The sequence below is a fragment of the Alicyclobacillus pomorum DSM 14955 genome, from assembly GCF_000472905.1.
Lineage (GTDB): Bacteria > Bacillota > Bacilli > Alicyclobacillales > Alicyclobacillaceae > Alicyclobacillus_A > Alicyclobacillus_A pomorum.
The window spans coordinates 1-20,433 of the sequence record NZ_AXAR01000015.1; the positions used below are offsets into that span (position 1 = coordinate 1).

At 47.6% G+C, this 20,433-nt stretch carries 20 protein-coding genes and 1 pseudogene; 4 read left to right on the plus strand and 17 right to left on the minus strand.

Annotated elements, in window-relative coordinates; all coding sequences use genetic code 11:
* Positions 1–491: 491 nt before the first annotated feature.
* From YWK_RS0113870 to YWK_RS0113880, 3 genes are all read left to right on the plus strand, one after another.
* On the plus strand, positions 492–1,070 hold the full coding sequence (locus tag YWK_RS0113870) for a recombinase family protein (RefSeq protein WP_026965278.1): 579 nt from the start codon (positions 492–494) through the stop codon (positions 1,068–1,070).
* Between the two features lie 376 nt (positions 1,071–1,446).
* Positions 1,447–1,899 carry a VOC family protein gene (locus YWK_RS0113875; RefSeq protein WP_026965279.1) on the plus strand — a complete coding sequence of 151 codons (453 nt, stop codon included), beginning with the start codon at positions 1,447–1,449 and terminating at the stop codon, positions 1,897–1,899.
* 743 nt (positions 1,900–2,642) lie between these two features.
* A complete protein-coding gene (locus YWK_RS0113880; RefSeq protein WP_156909160.1) occupies positions 2,643–3,113 on the plus strand; it encodes a hypothetical protein in 471 nt (156 codons plus the stop codon).
* 93 nt (positions 3,114–3,206) lie between these two features.
* On the opposite strand, the gene istB is transcribed toward YWK_RS0113880, so the two are convergent.
* Genes istB through YWK_RS22535 form a run of 3 tightly spaced genes read right to left on the minus strand, consistent with a single transcriptional unit; the run spans position 3,207 to position 5,214 of the window.
* Complete coding sequence (istB, locus tag YWK_RS0113885; protein WP_026965281.1) at positions 3,207–3,989, minus strand: IS21-like element helper ATPase IstB; 783 nt, start codon at positions 3,987–3,989, stop codon at positions 3,207–3,209.
* Complete coding sequence (locus tag YWK_RS22530) at positions 3,986–4,612, minus strand: Mu transposase domain-containing protein (RefSeq protein WP_035467132.1); 627 nt, start codon at positions 4,610–4,612, stop codon at positions 3,986–3,988. Before YWK_RS22530 ends, istB begins: the two co-directional genes overlap by 4 nt.
* 47 nt (positions 4,613–4,659) lie before the next feature.
* The gene (locus YWK_RS22535) at positions 4,660–5,214 is read right to left on the minus strand and encodes a DDE-type integrase/transposase/recombinase (RefSeq protein WP_245578621.1); all 555 of its coding nucleotides are present in this window, start codon (positions 5,212–5,214) and stop codon (positions 4,660–4,662) included.
* Positions 5,215–5,619: 405 nt separating this feature from the next.
* Between YWK_RS22535 and YWK_RS20035 the strand changes: the two genes are divergently transcribed.
* A complete protein-coding gene (locus YWK_RS20035; RefSeq protein ID WP_281172259.1) occupies positions 5,620–6,006 on the plus strand; it encodes a transposase in 387 nt (128 codons plus the stop codon).
* A 955-nt stretch (positions 6,007–6,961) separates the two neighbouring features.
* On the opposite strand, the gene YWK_RS0113905 is transcribed toward YWK_RS20035, so the two are convergent.
* The 14 genes and pseudogenes from YWK_RS0113905 to YWK_RS20050 all read right to left on the minus strand — a co-directional run bounded on the left by YWK_RS0113905 (position 6,962) and on the right by YWK_RS20050 (position 19,615).
* Entirely contained in the window at positions 6,962–8,074 is a 1,113-nt protein-coding gene (locus YWK_RS0113905) for an MFS transporter (RefSeq protein ID WP_026965284.1), read from the minus strand.
* 399 nt (positions 8,075–8,473) lie between these two features.
* A complete protein-coding gene (fabL, locus tag YWK_RS0113910) occupies positions 8,474–9,226 on the minus strand; it encodes an enoyl-[acyl-carrier-protein] reductase FabL (protein WP_026965285.1) in 753 nt (250 codons plus the stop codon).
* A gap of 167 nt (positions 9,227–9,393) precedes the next feature.
* The gene (locus YWK_RS22765) at positions 9,394–9,537 is read right to left on the minus strand and encodes a DUF6886 family protein (RefSeq protein ID WP_342664251.1); all 144 of its coding nucleotides are present in this window, start codon (positions 9,535–9,537) and stop codon (positions 9,394–9,396) included.
* 191 nt (positions 9,538–9,728) lie between these two features.
* Entirely contained in the window at positions 9,729–9,989 is a 261-nt protein-coding gene (locus YWK_RS0113915; RefSeq protein WP_026965286.1) for a DUF2164 domain-containing protein, read from the minus strand.
* Positions 9,990–10,062: 73 nt separating this feature from the next.
* Positions 10,063–10,392 carry a chaperone CsaA gene (gene csaA / locus YWK_RS0113920; RefSeq protein WP_026965287.1) on the minus strand — a complete coding sequence of 110 codons (330 nt, stop codon included), beginning with the start codon at positions 10,390–10,392 and terminating at the stop codon, positions 10,063–10,065.
* A 131-nt stretch (positions 10,393–10,523) separates the two neighbouring features.
* Positions 10,524–11,393 carry a DMT family transporter gene (locus YWK_RS0113925; RefSeq protein ID WP_026965288.1) on the minus strand — a complete coding sequence of 290 codons (870 nt, stop codon included), beginning with the start codon at positions 11,391–11,393 and terminating at the stop codon, positions 10,524–10,526.
* 808 nt (positions 11,394–12,201) lie between these two features.
* Positions 12,202–13,140, minus strand: a complete 939-nt coding sequence (locus tag YWK_RS20040; protein WP_169727187.1) for a L,D-transpeptidase family protein — start codon at positions 13,138–13,140, stop codon at positions 12,202–12,204.
* Positions 13,141–13,863: 723 nt separating this feature from the next.
* Positions 13,864–14,100: a hypothetical protein gene (locus YWK_RS0113935; protein WP_026965289.1), complete on the minus strand. Its 237-nt coding sequence runs from the start codon at positions 14,098–14,100 to the stop codon at positions 13,864–13,866.
* 171 nt (positions 14,101–14,271) lie between these two features.
* Complete coding sequence (gene desA / locus YWK_RS0113940) at positions 14,272–15,279, minus strand: Delta(5) desaturase DesA (RefSeq protein WP_026965290.1); 1,008 nt, start codon at positions 15,277–15,279, stop codon at positions 14,272–14,274.
* A 165-nt stretch (positions 15,280–15,444) separates the two neighbouring features.
* Positions 15,445–15,627, minus strand: coding sequence for a cold-inducible protein YdjO-related protein (locus YWK_RS21570; protein ID WP_084453734.1), 183 nt, complete (start codon positions 15,625–15,627; stop codon positions 15,445–15,447).
* 123 nt (positions 15,628–15,750) lie between these two features.
* Positions 15,751–15,951: a cold-shock protein gene (locus tag YWK_RS0113945; RefSeq protein ID WP_035467134.1), complete on the minus strand. Its 201-nt coding sequence runs from the start codon at positions 15,949–15,951 to the stop codon at positions 15,751–15,753.
* A gap of 635 nt (positions 15,952–16,586) precedes the next feature.
* Positions 16,587–17,722: pseudogene (locus YWK_RS20045) on the minus strand (IS256 family transposase).
* 458 nt (positions 17,723–18,180) lie between these two features.
* Positions 18,181–18,714, minus strand: a complete 534-nt coding sequence (locus tag YWK_RS22695; RefSeq protein ID WP_281172256.1) for a reverse transcriptase domain-containing protein — start codon at positions 18,712–18,714, stop codon at positions 18,181–18,183.
* Positions 18,662–19,615, minus strand: a complete 954-nt coding sequence (locus tag YWK_RS20050; protein WP_051375613.1) for a reverse transcriptase N-terminal domain-containing protein — start codon at positions 19,613–19,615, stop codon at positions 18,662–18,664. The genes YWK_RS22695 and YWK_RS20050 overlap by 53 nt, the downstream gene beginning before the upstream one ends.
* Positions 19,616–20,433: the final 818 nt, after the last annotated feature.

Below are 20,433 nucleotides of genomic sequence, written 5' to 3' on the forward strand. Positions count from 1 at the left end.
ATGGCCAAGGTTACAGGTAACCAGGCGTTACTGGCCCCGACTTCGGTTCTGCATAAATGATGTATGTCACGTAGTAGAGGCACTCAACAAATTTACACCACTTGACGGGACACTACCTTACCAGAGATAGATGGACGAAGGGTTTTCCATCCAATAACGTGATTTCGTATTATCAGGTCAGCTAGTTCATACAAGCTGGAGTAGTGGTAAGGCAATGTCCGGGTAGAACGCCAACCTTAAAGGCCACCCTTCCCGCAATATAAACCGTTCATCCACCATTGTACAACCATGTTCGCGGAGCCTAATTTATTGCTTCTTTAAGTCCCAAAAACGAACGTTTACGGTACTTTTATTAGGACGTCATAAACTGGCCTAAAGGCTATCAAAAATAGGTTCCAAAACCCGTTCTAAAATCAAAGTTTCGATACTCCTTTACTTGAACATTTTTGATACCATTGAGACATGATGTAGAACGGAAGGAACGACGCTCGATGATATTCGGATATGCTCGTGTCTCCACACAAGACCAAAACTTAGATCTACAGATTGATGCCCTGATGCAATATGGTGTTGATCAAATATTTCAGGAGAAGATGACTGGAACAAAACGCGAACGACCGCAGTTAGATGACATGCTCAAGTACCTACGAAAAGGCGATGCGGTTGTAGTGTGGAAACTAGATCGTATCGGACGCAGTACGAAGCACCTTGTTGATTTGATCAATGAGTTCGGTGAGAAGGGAATCAACTTTGTATCACTCAAAGACGGCATTGATACATCGACAGCCACTGGGAAACTTGTGTTCACCATTTTTGCCGGATTAGCCGAGTTTGAGCGTGACATGATTAGCGAACGTACCAAGGCAGGACTAGAAAGTGCAAGAGCGCGTGGGCGGAAAGGTGGCAGACCACACAAAGATGAGGATAAGGTAACATTGGCACTCAAGATGTACGACAGCAAGCAATACAGCATCACTGAGATAACCAAGGCTACAGGAGTCAGTAAGACAACGTTGTACAGATACATAAAGAAACGTAGCAACGCGAATGGCGGTTCCGCCAAGGGATAAAAGGGCCTGGTTATTTAGCGCTGGGTTGGAGAGCATGTTAGTACCATCAAGGGTAAGATGATCAATTAGAATGACAGTTCCGCCATTCGTTATCAATAGCTTAAATTTGCGCTAGAGGTTTGAACATGATGGCATTCACGAAATAAGGTTCGCGAATATTCCAATAGCAGAGGGTTTACGAAGTGTTGTTCGTTAACAAGATGTTATATGACATACCCGAAAACCCAATTTCACATTTTCCTATACTGTGACTTGTCTTTGTTATCATGAACTGTGACAAGGTGTTTTTTGTTTGGAAGGAATTTGTAACTTTTTAATAGAATATAATTATGAAGATGATCAGATAATAAATTTTTACACATAAGGAGATAAAACTATGGCAAAAAACAAATTACTAAGAATGGACAATGTCGGCATCGTTGTAGAATCCCTTGATGACGCAATCTCTTTCTTCGAGGAGATTGGCTTGAACCTCGAAGGGCGAGCCACTGTCGAAGGTGAATGGGCTGGTCGCGTAACCGGACTGGGTTCTCAGTGCGTAGAGATTGCTATGATGGTTACCCCAGATGGCCACAGCCGACTTGAACTTTCGCGATTTCTCACCCCACCTACTATATCAGATCACCGGACTGCTCCTGTAAACGCCCTCGGTTATCTACGCGTCATGTTCACCGTTGAAGACATTGACGAAATGGTATCCAGACTCACTAAGTATGGTGCTCAGCTCGTTGGCGAAGTGGTTCAGTACGAGGACTCGTATCGGCTCTGCTACATTCGTGGAACCGAAGGACTTCTAATCGGTTTGGCGGAACAACTCGGTAACAAATAAGTAAGTGACGTTTTATAAAAAGCCTTTACTGAAATATACATTACTGAAGTAAAAATTGAAACAGAAAAGAAGTGTAAAAGTAACTCGAAGAAGTCGGGTACATCATATAACACAGCATACACGCTGCGGGACTCTCCGAGCCCCTTGGTCGCCAGGAGAAGAAGCAGGGAAGCAGATTCAGGCGACAACCCTGCGAGCCTAAGAACTTCATTCTAAGGCTCGCAGGGTTCGTGAATGCGAAAACGTTATATGCCAATCCGTCTCGATTTGAAGAAAATTCTTATTCAATAAAAGGGCGCTTTTCATGAGTAACTAAAGCCTAATTTCTCACTTATATGGTGGTACCCCTAATCGGCCTTTCTTCTCGATCTTCACACAACTCCAGACAAATACGTTGCATGTCATCAAAATCGATAAGTGACGACATCTTTCATCCTCCCCCACAAAATAATCTTAATATTCAAATATAAACTTTGTTGGATGTTGTCAATATGTTACAATTACACATATGTGAAAATAAACACTGATACGCATTGGACCCGCTATTCTTGTTGCACTGGCGCAGTGTAGTGCAACTATGGGATTGTTCCTCATAAGCGGATTATAGGTAAAAAAGGGACAACTTATTATACTTGTGTCTGGCAGACTAGCATGAAATGGAGATGTTCTGTTTGGGATATGTTAGTGACACGAGCTACGCGGTGTCAGGGTTAATTGCTCTTGCCACAGATGAGGAGATCCGGTTGGCGGATTTGGAGCAGCAACTTAAGATTGCTGTCTCTCAGGCAGAAGCGTTGTATAACAAGTTCTATAACGATGACCTGTCAGATTTCACAACGGATTCAATGGTACAGCGCTCTTATCGTATGGCTATGGAGGCACAATTCCGCAAGCAGGAAATTGAGAAGACTGTGAAGGAGTTACGGGAATCTGTGCGTAGTAAGGAAGACTCGATTCGCTCTCTATGTCAAGCCATCCTTCAAATTGCCCGCCAGGGGATTTCCACAGTATACGGAGGGATAGATAAGTGTCCTCCTGGCCGTTTGGTTCATGGCATCCCATTGAAAACGGTCATTTGGGAAGCTAGAAATCAGTCGATTCATTGCGAAGAAGGAGAATTCAAAAAGAGTGTTCAGGATTGTTTCGACAAACTAGAAGCATCCTTGGGGGACGGATTACCTTTTCGAAGGTACCCCATGTCAACACCGGATTGAAATTCCCCACAAACACCGGATGAACTGTCCCCAGAATCATCGTCACGATTTCCCCAATTTCATCGGATGAAAATTCCCCGGACATACGTTCGCCTATTTGTCCGTTTCACTTACAACATGCACCACCCCCGTTCTGAGCTTTTCACGCATCCTGTAGCTATTCCCACGAATGTTAATCGTGGTTGCATGGTGTAACAATCTATCCAAAAGCGCAGTAGCGAGCACTTGGTCGCCAAATAGATGTCCCCAATTGGCGTAACTTGTGTTGGATGTAATAATCATTGCACCATGTTCGTAGCGTTCCGAAACTAAACGAAAGAAGTTGGCTGCATCCACGGCATCCAGTGGCAAGTACCCAACTTCGTCACAAATTAGGAGTTTGGGCTTAGTGTAGACGCGTAGGCGTCGGTCCAAACGGTTTTCGTTGTACGCCTTCCGCAGGTCACTAACCAGCGCCTGCATGGATACAAAGTAAACACTGATTCGTTGCCTAATCGCCTCCATGCCGAGCGATATGGCCAAATGTGTTTTGCCGACACCTGGAGGTCCAAGAAGAATAACATTGCTGCCGTCATGTACGAATGCCATCTGGGAGAGTTCACGAATCTGCCTCTCGTCAATTGAAGGTTGGAACCCAAATTCAAAGTCCGCCAATGTTTTTCGGTACGGGAAATGCGCTAGTTTGAGCCGAGTCTGGAGGTAGCGGTTATACCGCTCCTCCCTCTCTGCTTCCAGCAGACGTGCTAGAAAGTCTAGGTACGTGGCGTTGTTGGCAGTCGCCCACTCTGCACTCGCTGCAACGAGGTCGGCAGATCTTTTGAGACCGAGCTCGAGAAGAGATTCTTCGACCTGGGCTAGGGTAAGATGTTCACTCAATGCGATCTACCTCCCAACGCAATCTCTTCGTAGATTGCCAAGTCGCGTTGTTCTACCTCTGGACCAATTTGCGTCCCGGGAATCTTTCCGTACGCAACGCTTGCCGTTGGTGTGATTCCTCGAGTGTGCTCAGGATTTGCAGATACCAGATGCCTGCCAGGCAACACTCGGTGCTCAGCAACAATCTGTCCTTCAGCCTCAATCTGGAGTAAGCCTGTCTCGTACTCCCGAACCCAAACAGTCTGGCCGACATGTTTCCAGGGCACAGAATACAGATTTGAGTTCCAAGATACACGGCAATCGTTACTAACCTTTCGTAGCGCGCTATGTCCGAGTGGATAGCGGTTGGTTGGTAATATCCCCAGGCGCTCCTGAGCAAACCGGTACAGAGGGATTTCTCGAGTCGTTCCGTGGACGCGCACATTGGCCACGGTATCTCGCCACTGAAACAGTTGTTGGTTTAGGTCCGTTTGGTCGGTAAACTCGACCGGCCAGAAGCTCTGTCGCATGTATCCAATTGGGCGTTCAATTTTCCCTTTCGTACGACTCCGGTACGGTTTGCAGGCTTTCGGGACAAACCCGTAGTATTTTGCAAAGTCCAGATATGGAGGCTGCCAATGCACGTTTCCTTGGCCGTCGTTCGAGATGACAAGTGGCGAACAATTGTCACTTAGAACGGTCTTGGTACACCGCCAAAAAACTCGAATGCATTACGCATGGCCTGAAGGATATGCAACTGGTCACTCGCTTTGATAAACTCAACGTAGAGCATTCGGGAGTAGGACAATACCATGGCAAGACACCAGATGGTGTGGCGCTTTCCGTCTGGCCCTATGTACGGGAAAGCCCCCAAGTCCACTTGGGCCTGTTCACCAGGATCTGTCTCGAAGCGTACAGTTGCCTTGGCAGAGACAACTGGCCGCAACGGATGCATGAATTCCCGGAGAACGGTAATGCCGCCGGTATAGCCCTGCTCCTGGATATCCCTCAACAGTCGTACCGCGTTCATTACCCCCTTCTTCATTTGCTTCTCAATGTATGGCTTAAATGGCTCCAACTTACTGCGCTTCAATTTGGCCCCCTGATGAGATGACTGCTTTACCACGGGTTCTTTTAGCGCCTTGCGAATGGTCTTACGGTCGCGTCCATACTTCCTAGCTAACTCTGAAATCCTGACGCCTTCCTCGTAAAGTTTCTTAATCTCCATTTTCTCACTCTCCGTCACGTCGGCACCTCCTAAGTAAGATGGTGCCAAGATTCGACAAAGGGTGGGGAGTTTCATTCTGATGATTTTGGGGATTTTTCACCGATGATTATGGGGAATCACGTTCCGGTGATAGTGGGGAGTTTACACCCGATGCTGACACCCACTCGGAACTATGCAAAAGAAGTCGTCTGGTTACCTGGGTGGTATGATTACAGACAATATTACTCAGATATGACCAGTCTTCTTTACCCATGAAGCGAACAAAGCAAAATGTCGTAAAGGTCCTCCTATATAACGGATTGACTTTTACTGAATTAACTGATACAGCACCTACTTGATGAGTACCAAAGAGTTCAGCGGATTATCGACGAAGCCGACGAAAGAATTCAGAGTCTGCTCTCCGAAATCCCCTGCGCCGACCTAATCAGGTCGGTTGGTGTAACGGCACCGGCAACCGCAGCCATACTTGCCTTTGGTGGTGACTTGCGTAAACTTGCGCACGGAAACCAATTGCTACGTAAGGCAGGTTTGAATTTAGCCGAGCGCAGTTCTGGTAAATACAAAGGCAAAATTAAGCTGTCTAAGCGAGGGAGTTCACTCCTGCGGAAACACTTGTATTTCACCGTATCCCACTTGCTCTCCCACAATCGCGCCTTTCAGGCACTGCATGCACATAACGTTCAAGTCAAGCGGATGTCAAAGATGCAGTCGATAATGAAGTTAATTGGAAAACTGGCGCGGATGCTGGTCGCTATGGCTCGGGAGGGACAACCATTTTCCGCTGACAGGGCACAGAACCAGGCAGCATAAAATGCATATCTTTAAGTCAGACTGCTAGGCACGTACGTTGGCTCATTCGCAGGATTTCACAAAGAAAGCACGGAGTACCGAGTTTATGGGGCTTCAGGGCTTAGACACGTTCCTTTAACGTTGATCGGACTCCACACCTTGGACAGATGGGACGAAGGAATGTAAGGGCTTAGACCCGCCGAGATATGGGAGAGTGAATCCCAAGGACCTTGTGGAGGGAAGCGTGCAGCACAGAGGTGTTTTGGAAGATGCTGTATATTCGGTCGCACCTTCTGTTTCCGCATGCACTCGTAACGGCTCAAAGTCCATCTTACACACTTCAAGTGGCTCCTGACCCTAATTCCAGGTGACGAAATCCTGCGAATGAGCGAGCATTCGTGAGAAAACCCTTATTCTACGAGGGAGTTTAGCAAGCTCATCTCTGATTTATTGCCTTATATGCTCTACCTTCATCTTCGACCCTTACGTAAAAGTTGTACTCGGTAGGGTTGCCCAAGTTACTCCATTGCGAACCAAGATACATGCTGCTACCCTTGCTCTTTAGCACGTAAGGTACTCCCTCTGCATCCAACTTGTTCATGATGCTCATATAGTCAGCTTCATTGAACGTGGAATAAATCAATTTCCTTTTGGAAAAAAGCGATCTGAGCCATCCCAAGCCAATCACTCCGCTCCTGCCTTGGCGCACTTTACCGTATGTAAATATATGTTGATGGAATTGATATTGCGCTCTCCTGCCCTATAACGCAACAAGATGTCACTATGATTTTGCATGAATATGCAGTATACGCGAATAAAACAGCGCCGCGTTTTTTTGCAAATTAGAACCGCGGAAAACATGTTGACGATACCGCAAACACCAGGAGTCCCCACGTATACATCTTAAAGGGGCCATATCGGTCACTAAGTCGTCCAAAAAGGACGATCGTGCCTGTCGTCTGCTCACGTATGCACCTTAGACTGCTCGCAGTCCTCGATATGCCAACATGCCCACCCCGAGCGCCAAGATCGTTACACCCATCACACCAATCCAAACAGAAGGGTGTATCGTTTGTAACACGACTCCACAGAGTGCTGATCCGGCTGGAACACCGATACCAATGATGGATGTTCGAATTCCGAACACCCGGCCACGCAGGTCATCTGGCACCAGCTTCTGCACAATGGTTCGTGCAAGTGGTGCATAAGGTCCAAAACAGAAACCCGCAGCCCACATGAGTATTATCGGTAGCCATAGGCCACGTGCCCAAACCATTGGGATGAGGCTCATACCCATCCCAGCCACCATCACACTCATCCAGAACCCTTGACGACCATCCATACGCACGAATGCCACCAACGCAGTCCCCACGATTGCGCCGAGACCATATCCGGTCCACATCATTCCGAGCACAGAGCCGGTCTGATGAAGTTCCTCATGGACGAATAGTGGAATGGATACATCCAACTGTACATACGTGATATTGAGGAACAATGCCATCAGCGTGATCGCCAATACAACACGCATGGAAAGCAAAGCCTTTGCGCCGTTTAGCAAGTCAGTCGTAAAGCCGCCTTTTCCGCTACTGACCTCCGCCCCACCAGTACGCCGAATGAACGTCAGGCAAAGAGCGCAGGCCCAAAAAGACAGCCCATCCGCCAGAATGGCGATAGGAGCCCCCACAGAACTGATGAGGATACCGCCAAGAAGCGAGCCGGCGAGATATGCCGCTTGCCACAGCGTTTCGTCCCAAGCATTGGCTTCGGATAACATGTCGACCGGCACGATTTCTGGTACGAACGCCATCGCTCCGACCGTGGTAAAGGGAGCTAACATACCGGCGCACACCAACATCCCGCACAACAGCCACGGAAGAAGGTGTGCCCAGTGCAGCATGGGGATGGATACAAAACATAATCCCCGCAGGATGTTGTCCATCACCATGAGCCGCTTGCGTGAAAACCGGTTCATCAAGACACCGGCGAACATACCCACGGCAACACTCGGTAATTCATAGCACAACCCGGCAAGCCCATCTGAAGTGAGGACTTTGTAAGCAACATCACGAACCAGAGAAGCGACAGCCAACCGATCTGGTCACCCAACGTGGAGATGCCCGTGCCAGCCGTCAATAGCAGGAAATCCCGCTGCCGCAGAACCTTGCCCATATTTCATTGTCATCACCTCAGAGGCCCCGCATTGGAGGCCGGAATTTTCTCCACTTACGGGGCTATGCCCCTCAGGTGATCAAATGGGACGTTTGCGTGAATTTATCATGGCATTACCTCCGACCCACTTGTCCAATGGAACGAGCTACCACTGGAATACAACTACCGGTAGATAGATGTAGTATAGATGAGTATATTACTGGGTTCTGCCCGATGACGTACATTAGTTTGTGTCAAAAACATGACTCAGTTCAGATGACCATGCGATTGGTCGAATGGCTTGTTAGGGCGTCCGATGATGGACGCCTTTTGTACCGTATTACCTGCAAAGTAGGGATAATCCACCGTCCACGATGATGGTTTGACCACGAATCATGTTGGCATTGTCCGTACACAGGAAGTAAACGACGTTAGCAATATCTTCGGGTTCAACAAGTCGTCCTGCTGGATTGTTGGCACCTGATTCAAGCATCTCTTGTCGGTTTGGAAAATGCTTTAGTGCGTCTGTATCAACGGCACCACCCGATACCGCGTTGACAACGATGTTCTTGGATGCGAGTTCTACGGCTAAGTATCGGGTAATGGCTTCAAGGGATGCCTTAGACACCCCTACTGCAACATAGTTTGGTAAAACTCGGATTGAACCGAGACTTGAAAGTGCGACAATTGCACCTCCACCGACACGTTCCATTAACTTGACTGCTTCTTGTGCGGCAAAGAAGTATGCTTTCGCATTGATATCCTGCGTCCAATCCCAATGTGATTCCTCCAATTCCATAAGTGGACGGAGGACCCCCGAAGCTGCATTGTTGATGAAAACGTCCAACCTTCCGAACGTGGCGTCAATCTCACGAAACATATCCTTGATGTTGTCGACGTCATTGACGTTGGCCTTAACTAGATGCACACGAATTCCATGGGACTCCAACTCTTCTTTTGTTTTCTCAGCGTTCGTCTTGCTACGCAAGAAGTTCAAGACCACGTCGTAACCGTTCTTGGCAAATTTCGTCGCAATCGCTTTTCCAATCCCTCTGGTTCCACCAGTGATCAGTGCTACCTTGTTCTGATTCATGCGAACCTCCAAAAATAGACGATTAATTTCCAGTATATCCTATAGAGGGATGGCTGAGTAGAAGCCGTGCTCGACGACGTGCAATCCATTGTCGGATAGTTGTGGCCAAACTGTTTGGAACAGATAGTGTGCATGGACGCTCTACCGACTCGCATTGCGCATTCTAATCATTGAGAACTGAAGGGAGTAGAGTATAGAGGTGCATGTTCCTCATCAATTGCCCAGACCAGTGGTGGCGAGTTCGGATAACTGCGGTACCGACGAGGTATAAACTGGTTGATTGAAGACTCCTCGCTAAAATGGAAGAGCAAAAATTACCCTCCTTACTTAACACGTATCGTGTGATAAGGGCACAGTTTCATTGTAATGGGACTTCTTCAACCAATCTGCCCCTAAATGCAGTAAGGATGGGAACTGTAAGCTATTTGCTTATTCAGAAACCAACACGGGGGCGTTGTTAAATTTATACCCCCGTAGTTCAACAAGAATTCGTTACGCTGGTTTAATTGCGTTTTAGCAATTCTAGTGGCTGTTCAAGGGCATGAAGCTCTTCTTCAACTCGTTCCATCTGTTGCATGACAACGGTTCGGGCATCACGGATCGCTTGATTATAAATGATTGGTCCGAGTTGTTCTACCATAAAATCCAACAAGTTTCCTGCAGCGAGTTCACCTATTTCCTCGGACCTTTCAGTCACAAAATACGACTGAATTTTGTTTACCAACAATGCTTTGTGTTCCCGAGGAATCTTTAATACAATCACGGTTTCGCCCCCACCTGAACCATTTTCCCATAGAACATTAGCTGAACAAGGATAGTTTAATGATCTTCCGCAGTTATGCAATTGGCGTTCCATTCGGAACATTTTCATCGGGTTTGAGGAGCACGACATCTCCCTTGTCTGGGATGCCTCCGAGGACCAAGACCTCTGATTCAAAACCGGCAATTCGTCTCGGTGGAAAGTTCACAACAGCGACAACTTGCCTACCAACGATTACTTCCGGAGTGTATCGCTTTGTGATTTGTGCACTGGAACGTTTTACTCCAAGTGGTCCGAAGTCAATTTCCATTTTGATTGCAGGAACACGAGCTTCGGGAAATGGTTCCGCCGTGAGAACCGTGCCAATCCGAATATCGAGTTTAAGAAAATCGTCTATCGTCGCCATGTGAACCTCCTTCATTTCGGGATTAACGACTGATCCTAATCGTAATCCGAGATATGTCCCTTAAGAAAAATTTAATACTCTGTCGTTTGGAGAGCGGCTAAGTTGCCGCCCCCATGGCATAGACCTCTATCTCAATCCCTTACAACAAGTAAAACACCTCCAAGAATCAATGCAGCACCCACCCAAAACGGGATTCCAACCTGTTCACCCAGAACGATCCAACCAAGGAAAGTGCCTACTAGGGGCTGGAAGAAAAAGTACAGTCCACCACTGGTTGCATCAATCATTTGCAAGCCCTTGTTCCAGAGGAAGAATGCGCCTGCTGTCGACACCACACCGAGATAGAGGACACCACCCCAAATTGTCGGTCTGGCAAATTCGGTCATGGCCACTCCATGTAGCTGAACCAAGGAGACCGGTGTCATCACCGCCGCAGCAACAAGAACGCCGTACATGGTTATCACGAGTTGTGAATAATCACTTGGTACACGTTTGACCAATACAGACATCAGCGCCCACGTGAGTGCAGCCAACCCAAGTACAATCCCGCCCAATTCATTGGATGGACTGACATGACCAACGCCCGCTATCAACAGTACTCCGACAGTGGCCAGCCCGACGGAAACTGCCTTCCGCACAGTAATCTTTTCGCCGAGTAGAATACGGGCGAACACGACCATAAAAGCCGGCGTTGCTGACGTGATGATGGCTCCCATTTGTGCTGACGAAAGCTTTGTTCCTAGGAACTGTGCCCAAATGGATACAGCGTAGCCGATGACACCAATCGCCACAACCAGCGGCACATGTCGCCAACGAATCCGCCATGATTGACGGGTAAGGAAAGCCATGGTCACCAAAGCGACCAAGGCGACCAGATACCGGAGCCAAACGAGTGCCAAGGGTGGAATCACGTCGAGTACAATCTTACTTACTACATACATAGCACCCCATATGCTGGCGGCAAGTGCCATCAAGAAGGCACCTAGATATCGTTCATTCATTTTACGGCTTCCCTCCGTCTTGATTGGACTTTGCATGCCCCAGACGGAAAGGATCGCATTCTCCGATCCACTTCGCTCAGGGGCGAAGTGGTTGGGGAACATCGTTCTCAAACAGCGGCTTGAAATACATTGACGACTCACCTCCCAAATCCGGTGAAATAAACTCAATTGTGTGTCTTCTTACATTAATGCCTCCGTTAACTGAATAAGGATTATTGGCTTACAGCCGTTTCTCCAGAATTATTTTCGGTTCTCCTTTTTCATCTGTATACGTCCCGACTACATCGAACGCATGACGCAAGTTCAGAATGAGTATATCACGTATGATTGACTCTTTCGCTCGTGGCATCCGATTGTGTAGCCGACAACACGACCATCATGATTGGCCACAAGTATTAGGAACTGTGGTCTTGACAATAGTTCGACCCTAATAGAATCGGAGCTTAGGGTTGAGAAGATGTTTGCGTGAAGTATACACATACTCTTATACCAAGAAAATTCAGTATCCAATCTGGTGAATGCACGGTATTCCACGCCAAAACCACCTTCTCCAACGTTACGATTAAGAAGGTGATGAAATCCTGCGAATGAGCGAGCATTCGTGAGAAAAACCTTTCTTCGCAAGTGAGCTCAAGAAGCATTGGACACTACAAATCAACTTTGTACCAAACCGCTTCACCTGAGAAGTCATGACGGAGGGCATCTACACCGAGAGGCGTGGCATTTCAGACAAACGAAACGAGACCGGTGACACAACACGTCGCCGGTCTTCCAAACATGGAATCTTCCATGAAACCTATCTAGTCACTTATGAAAGAAGGGCATTCCACGTTTTTGGTCCGACAATACCGTCAACCACCAACCCATGCGCCTGTTGGAATCTTTTCACTGCGGTCAGGGTTTTGGGACCAAAGTCACCGTCCGCAGTAATCCCTAAGATCTTTTGAAGCTTCATCACGTAAGAATTGTTATAGATTCCTTCATGAAGATTTGGATAGTGAGAGTAGGAGCCTGATGGATTCGAAGTTGGGGTACCACCTCTTTGTACAGTAACCAAAGTTCCATAGTTGATGTAACTCCATGCTATTTTTGCCTGCGATACTGGAAGTTCCACGCACCCCAAACTTTGCGGAAACCCGTACGACTTTCTCCAGAAACCATGTATGGCATCACCACCATAAAAATAATTCACATACGGTACGCCTGGATCAGAATAATGCGTTCCATCCGGATTCGTGCCGCTCATCGTTTGTGAGTAATACCGAAGATAAACCGGGAACGTCCCTACAGCCGTAGGTCTTTGAGAAATGCCCGTATTGGCTAAAGAAGTGAGAACAAGTTTTCCATTTGTCCAAATTTGTAGTGTTTCTGGGGATTTCTCGGATACAAGCACGTAAGTGTATCCATACGGATTCATCCGTTTCTCATGATATGCCTTATCTAGTGCAGTCCACGTCTTCGGACCGGCAATCCCGTCGATTGCAAGGTGGTTTGCCGATTGAAATTCCATCACGGCGCCTTTCGTCATCACATTGTATGATCCTGTTTTCCACAGCGCCTTCAGGCTAGATGGTTCATTGTATCTCCACTGAAAGGATTCGGTCAACGGAAGATAACCCAACGTGGCAAGCTCCCTTTGCAACTGTGTAACTGAATGTGTGGATGAAGTAGGGTTGGTAACGCTGTTGGCGAGTGCTGAAACAGATGTTAGAGTCGTCGTGAGCACCGCAGCTGTAGCTGCTGTCAAAGACATGAGTCCCCGTCGCAATCATGTCACCCCGTTCTTTGATGGCACCGGTGTATCATTGCGACGACTCCAGGTTCGTAGTAAACGTGGGTGACTGCCGCGACTGTAGCGACGAATTGTAAAATTCACCAGATGCGTACGATACATTACGTTAACCAAACACCAATCATTAAAAAACCAAAAACTAATTTTTTGTAGGATGTCCAGATGATATACGGGACACAGATTCCCTGGTAAGCTGCGGCGATGTTGGCAGGTCCACCTTTGACAGGCACTTATTGTTCACAAAAAATGCCACATTCAAGAACAAGCGGCTCATCGAAGAACAAATCATGCGATGTAGGCACGCGCTGTATATTACGCGGTGTCTGTGCGAAATGTGTTGAAGGGTGCAGCGTTATTGAACGTTGTTAAGTTCCTTGATACATCTGCACAGCGTCGTTTGCTGACTCCTATAGCCTAGGTTAGCTCGGTGATCCTGTATTGCTTGCTGTCGTACATCCTGCGTGTCAATTTCACCTTATCCTCATCTTTGCGTAGTCTGCCGCCATTCCGGCCACGTGCTCTTGCACTCTCTAATCCGGTCTTGGTACGGTCGCTCATCATGTAATGCAAAATCGCCGCTCAAGGCGAAATTTGCCTCAAAACGGCGATTGCATTTTTCTGGCGGATTTTTAAACCTACAAGAAATAAAAATGGGGACATACGCTCTCTCTTTTTCTTTCACCAAAGCCGTCCGTCTGCTCTGGGCTCCTTCACGTAGTCTGTTAGACGTTTGATGGCGAAGTCTTTTATTTCTGAACCTCGAAGTGCAACGGTCGTTCCCGACGTGTTCTCCACTCTCACCCATGCAGCCTTGGAGAGGTCATCCATCACCTTAGCCCACATCGCTTCCTCGTTGTTGTAGCCGACCTCTTCTGTATAGAAGTATGTCGATCCGTCCTTCGAATGGATAGTCACCCTGTACTTGTCTATATTGAACCTCTCCTTTCATTCTTTACACTGAAACCACAATATTCCTGAACTGTCTCTCGACTTCACATGTCACAACATCCGAAGTCCTCCCAAATTCCGTGTCATCAATCATGTTGAAGCTTAGAATCGAGCGTGAGACCGTCATAAAAACTGGGGTCACATCTTGGATTTCAGGTTCGAAATAGCTCTAAACCCCACAAATTTCTTCCTCTCTTCGTCCCAGACACGGTATCGAAGGGAGCGTAAGCTGGAAAGGAGACCGACAGATGAAACATTCCGCATAGAAGGAATATTTTTATAGGCGCGTTGCAGATTATAGTTAGGGACTTGGGAACTCAGGTGGTGAATATGATGAAACCCTATATTTCCCGTCATCCATTGCAAGATGGTCGGTAATTTGTAAAAGGAACTACCTTCCATGGCCGCACTTACATAGTCCCAATTCTCATCTTTCTCATAATAAGTTTTTTCAAATTGATGTTGCACGTAAAACAACCAAATACCCGCCATACCTGAAAGGTAGAGAATAGGCCCTTGCACAAGAAGAAATTTATCCCATCCCAATGTCCAGCAAAGGAGCCCTATGATACCGATCAGTCCAAGATTGGTTGCATACGTGTTCAATCGCTCTTTTCGGCCGGCGCGTTTATTATTAAACCTGTATTCAATCAGCAAAATGTAGATGGGCCCAAGTCCAAACATTACCAACGGGTTTCGATACATTCGGTAAAGCATTCGCCGTAATGAAGATAAAGCCAGGTACTCATCGACCGTAAGTGTCCAGATATCCCCTGTCCCTCTCCGACTCAAGTTACCGCTTGTCGCATGGTGAATGGCGTGTTCGTACTTCCATTGATAATACGGGAAAAAGGTCATCAGCCCCGTAATGACTCCGACAAGTACATTGGCATGTCGACTCTTAAAGAAAGAGTCATGGCAGCAGTCATGAAATATGATAAAGGTCCTCACCGCAAACCCAGCCGCTGGAATGGTGAGAGCCAACGTAATCCAAAACGAAACAGACAGACTCAGATAAGCTAGGCACCACAGTACCAAAAAAGGCACGATGGTATTTGTAAGCTGCCATGCGCTTTTTCTGATATCCGACCTTTGATAAGGAGCAATGTCTTTTTTCCAGTGACTTTGTTCTGCTTGGATATTCATCTTCCTTTCTTGTCTTCAAACAGTGGAGTGTACAGTTCCGACGAGTTGATTTTGGGAAAAGGCAGGAAAAGGGAGATTGGTGAATTCAAGATGATAAATCAAACTGTTTTAAGAAAAGGGGTGACTTAAAAGCAAGATAACAACGTATCAAAGGATAGCAGTCATTTATTCGACACGAATGCTTTTTGCTTCTTGATTCATCCTGCCCGTACACATAGGGCAAATTGGTTCATCGACGTAAATAAACTCTTTCCTCGACCAACAATTGCATTCCGAGCACTGCCAGATAACAGTATCGGCGTAGACGTGTTCAGAAGGTGGCTTTCTCCTATTGTTAAAGTAACTCATGAAGATACCTCCTCGCCTGTAGTAAATAAAAATTGATGTATTCGAAACGAGGTTTACTAAAAAAGGGACTGCCCTTGAGGTGTCTAAATGATGGCTACAGGGACAGTCCCGCCTGTTCACAACCTATGCAACGACGTTTGCTGCTTGCGGGCCTTTCGGACCTTGAACAATATCAAACGTCACACGTTGACCTTCATCGAGGGATTTGTAACCATCTCCCTGAATCGCGCTGAAATGTACGAAAACATCTTCCCCACCTTCAACTTCAATAAACCCGAAACCCTTTTCTGAATTAAACCATTTCACTGTACCTTGTTGATTCAAACAAATTCCTCCTGGTGCTCCTCGAGCACGATAATTTGTCGATCGTCCAAATATAACGAGCCGCCCTATTCTGCTCCCACATGAGGCGCAGAAAAGAACGGCTCAGTATGTTGTACAGAGGCATGATGGCTCTTGAACACATCAATCATACTGGATCCATCAGGAAAAATCAAGTCGTACAGTGCTCAATTCGTCAAGCAGCCCCGAAAATACAGACACATTGTAGATGCATGCCTTTGACTACTCTGATTCACTTCACAACTCCATGCTCGTCCTTGCGACCTAGAATGGATTCTAAGGCGTCCTAGCCCCAATTCCGAGCGTCTACGTAGGTGTTTTCAAAACTGCATGACCTATTTATGCTCGTTCAGCAGGCAGTTGACATACACCTCACCGATTAACAACCAAAACAGATAGGCGCTTAGGTGCTGTGTTACTTTCTCATGAATAGTCGTATCAGCATAATTGGGATACACTCAATAACGACTGCTGCGGCTATCTCGATGAATAATGGTTCAAAATTCGTTCCGAGTGGAACGTCAGGCTTTGGCTTGGAAAATCTTGTGGTGAAACTGAGAGGTAGTGTCCCGTCAAGTGGTGTAATTTCGTCGAGTGCCTCTACTACGTGACATACATCATTTATGCAGAACCGAAGTCGGGGNCAGTAACGCCTGGTTACCTGTAACCTTGGACATCGACTCCAAGCTGAAGTAACGACGTCCAATGCTCCATTCCTCGTCCTGCTCTTGCAGAATGGTTCCCACAAGACGGATCACAGAGTCCCGGTTTGGGAAGATCCCAACTACATCCATGCGTCGGCGAATTTCCCGGTTCAACCGTTCAAGCGGATTCGTTGAACAGATTTGCCGCCAGTGCTCCCTCGGGAATGCCATGTACGCCAATACATCTTCTTCCGCTCGCTGCAACACATCCATCGCCTTCGGAAAACGGCTCTTCAATTGCTCCACCACGAGGGCAAGCTGTTCTTTTGCTGCCTCCTGTGTTGGCTAGGCAAAAATCGTGCGAACAATCGAGGATACATGGCTTGAGAGGACTTCGGCACCTGGCTCAATACATTGCGCTAATCGCAAATTTCACGCCCCTTAGTCCTCTTGCCACTAGGCTCCGTAGAAAATGTCAGCCAGAAGGAACCGTCCTCGCTGGTCCCAAGGTCAAATCCCAACACCTCACGCTCGCCGGTGGCTTTCACACCAATCGCAATGACGAACGCCATACTCTGAACTCGTCCACCCTCACGAACCTTGGGAAAAGTGGCATCCAGCCAAACATACGGATACTCTCCCTCCAACGGACGGTCTTTGAATGCCTGGACCACGTCGTCAAGTTCCTTACAGATGCGGGAAACTTCACTCTTACTGATACCGTCAATGCCAAGGGATTCGACTCATTCATCGACTTTGCGGGTACTCACCCCATGGACATATGCCTNTTGAACCACAGACAACAGTGCCTTTTCGGCTCGTCGCCGTGACTCGAGCAAACTTGGGAAATAGCTGCCTTTACGAAGCATGAGGATCTGTAGTTCAATGGTGCCTACTCTCGTATCCCATTCCCTGGAGCGGTATCCATTTCGGTAGTTTTTCCTCTCNTTCGAGCGCTCAAATCGCTCGGCACCAACCAATTCGCTAACTTCNGCTTCCATGATGGCTTGGGTTAGGACTTTCAGTCCCTCCCGAAGAAAATCGACATCCCCATCCAATCCGATCTTGCGAATCAGCTCCAAAAGTGCGATCTTATCCATAGAAGCCATCGATGTGCCTCCTTCTACTAATTGCTCGTCACTTTTAGTAGATTGCACTCGATGGCTTTTTCGTCAACATGAAGCCTCAGAATTTACACCACCACTTGAGACTTTAACACCCGCCGTTTCTATATCCCCCACCTTCGCAATATGGTTCCACATGATTACTCGAATTAGGAGCGGAAACATGGACAACCATATACTAAATTCACGGTTGAATACGACCAAAGGACAGGAGAAACAAAGATCGACACCAGCAAAATGGAACTCCAACTGGCAATAGAAATGCTTAACACAGCGTCAAACGTGTTATTAGAGCGGAACCTAAAATCAATGCTTAAATGGCCTACCAGCCACCTAGCAATGTTGTCAGGTAGGTCAGGAGCCTTGCGGCTCCCTTCCCCCTTAAGAACCGGACTTGAGACTTTCGCCTCATCCGGCTCAAGCCATCCTGCAGTATCCGTAGCCTAGTTATGAGCGGCCTTGGGTTCACCCTTCCAGACAACTCTTCCATTGATGAAGGCTTCCCTCTCACAGAGAAACCGTTCCGGCCTGTCAGGCATGGTATCGTGTCCGTGTTTCTTGTAGTGCTGTTCACGACACCAACGATGGGTGACGAACACGTTGTTAACCGTAGTGTGGCCACCAAGACGAAGGGGAATTATATGATGAAAACAGATCGCCCATCCACGAAGCAGCGGATTAAGTGTTCGTATGATAGTTTCCGCTTTGGCCGTTTTGTTCGAGGCTAGTAGCTCTTTCACTTTCCGAAGGATGGATACCTGACTCTCCTTGGAAGGCTTGATGAGCATTTTTCCGTTGTATTTCCGAACGTTGAATCCGAGAAAATCAAATCCCTCTTCAATGTGAGTGATTTTGGTTTTCTCTAGGCTTAGTTCGACTCCAACGTGTTCCTGTAGCCACTTGGCTACCACCGGGACGAACTGCTCAGCTTGCTCCTTTGTTCTGCAGGAGATAACAAAGTCGTCCGCGTAGACCACAATATTGATTCCGGGGTTCTTTCTCTGGGGACCGAACCCCATTTGGAATGCCCGTTCCCTCAGTCCCTCTGCCGTGGAGTGCGATATTGGCGAGAAGAGGCGAAATAATCCCGCCCTGCGGTGTTCCCTGGATGCTGGGGACTCTTCCTCGCTTAGGTTCAATGACGGGGGCTTTTAAGGTTCTTCTGATGAATGTGCGGTCTTCCGGTGCTAACTTTATCAGCAGTTTCTCGTGATGTACATTATCGAAGAACCCCTTAATGTCACCCTCAATGACCCATTGCGGTGCACGCTTTGTTGCTAGAACCATAAAGAGTTGTTCGATGGCGTCCCAAGTCGAACGACTTGGACGAAATCCGTATGAATTGGGTGCAAACTGGGTGTCCCATTCCGGTTCCATGGCCATTTTGTGTATCGCCTGACACACGCGGTCGTGGATAGTGGGGATACCGAGTGGCCTTTGTTTGCCATTCTTTTTCTTGATGTATACCCGGCGAACTGGAAGGGGCTTTCTCTGGAGATTCACCAGCGTGAGCAATTCATAACGGGCTTCTGGCGTCGTGTAGATTCTTCCATCGACCCCTGGGGTTCTTCGTCCGTTGTTTTCCTGCGTAACGCTACGAATGGCCAGCATTTTCGCGTGTTGACTATTGCGGATGAGCCACTTGTAATGGCGGATAGCTTTGCGGTTTCCGTGTTCGACTGCGTTTGCTAGTTGGCGCTGCAACCGATAGACGTGGCGCTCGATTTCATTCCAGTCTGTCCATTCGCTGAGGACGTTTTCGTTCGATGCGGAGTCTTGGGCTTCAAGCCATGCTCGCATGACCTCATCTTCAATGGGTTCCTGAGACATCTTGCGTTTTGAGCCTGTTGCCTCGCTAGATGCGGCTAATCTGTTCATAACAGGCTCTCCTCTCCTCTCATCTATCTGCCGAGTGACTTCTAGCTGGATGACCATGGGCAAGTCAGCACGCTTTCGCGTCAGGACATGAAGTTTGGCACCTTGTACCGTCCCTATCCATCCCATTACAGGATGGCGTTCGCTTTTTACCCGTTCCCATACCTCCTGGGGATTCACCGCTCTTACGATTGGTTTACTAGTTGTGCAGACCCCATGAGGATTACCATGTTCCATTGGTAACCCCTTAGTGAGATGTTTAGGTATCCTGAATCCTGCGGTAGCGTTATGGAATTGTGAATCAGTGATGGTTCAGCACTGACTCCAGCTACGTGCCATTTTGGCTCAAGCGTGTCAGGGTGTTTCGCTTGTTACATTTGACGCAGTTTATAAAGGATTCACTCTCGTTTACCATGTATCTCTAGCCTAGCTCCACGCCGGATACACCCTTCCAGCTATGGCTACATTGTCTCACTCACTCCGTGAGTTCCGTCACCAGTTCCCACGTCGTGATAGGCTCGCACTCACAATCCTGAGTGGGTGGGCTTACACCACATGATTACCAACAGCTTGCATGTCACACGAACCAATAATGCCCCGTACGCTCTATTCCTACGATGACATCGTCCATGCCGTGGACCTGCTGCAACTTCCGCATGCTACGTTCCCGGTGTTCTAACCCGTCCCGGGGTGTTTGAGAACATGATTACACGGTTGGTGAGTACAACACCTCTAAAATTCGTAGCCTGTGCTGCGTGGGTTTCCTGCCGTGTCTGCCTTGAATTGGATTGTTCCCGGAATCTTAACACCAGCATAAGAAA

What these genes read in the sequence shown, in the direction of transcription:
- YWK_RS0113870 (WP_026965278.1), top strand. Translation starts at nt 492, where the DNA reads ATGATATTCGGATATGCTCGTGTCTCCACACAAGACCAAAACTTAGAT.
- YWK_RS0113875 (WP_026965279.1), top strand. Translation starts at nt 1,447, where the DNA reads ATGGCAAAAAACAAATTACTAAGAATGGACAATGTCGGCATCGTTGTA.
- fabL (WP_026965285.1), bottom strand. Translation starts at nt 9,226, where the DNA reads ATGAATCAGAACAAGGTAGCACTGATCACTGGTGGAACCAGAGGGATT.
- csaA (WP_026965287.1), bottom strand. Translation starts at nt 10,392, where the DNA reads ATGGCGACGATAGACGATTTTCTTAAACTCGATATTCGGATTGGCACG.
- YWK_RS0113925 (WP_026965288.1), bottom strand. Translation starts at nt 11,393, where the DNA reads ATGAATGAACGATATCTAGGTGCCTTCTTGATGGCACTTGCCGCCAGC.
- desA (WP_026965290.1), bottom strand. Translation starts at nt 15,279, where the DNA reads ATGAATATCCAAGCAGAACAAAGTCACTGGAAAAAAGACATTGCTCCT.
- YWK_RS21570 (WP_084453734.1), bottom strand. Translation starts at nt 15,627, where the DNA reads ATGAGTTACTTTAACAATAGGAGAAAGCCACCTTCTGAACACGTCTAC.
- YWK_RS20050 (WP_051375613.1), bottom strand. Translation starts at nt 19,615, where the DNA reads ATGAACAGATTAGCCGCATCTAGCGAGGCAACAGGCTCAAAACGCAAG.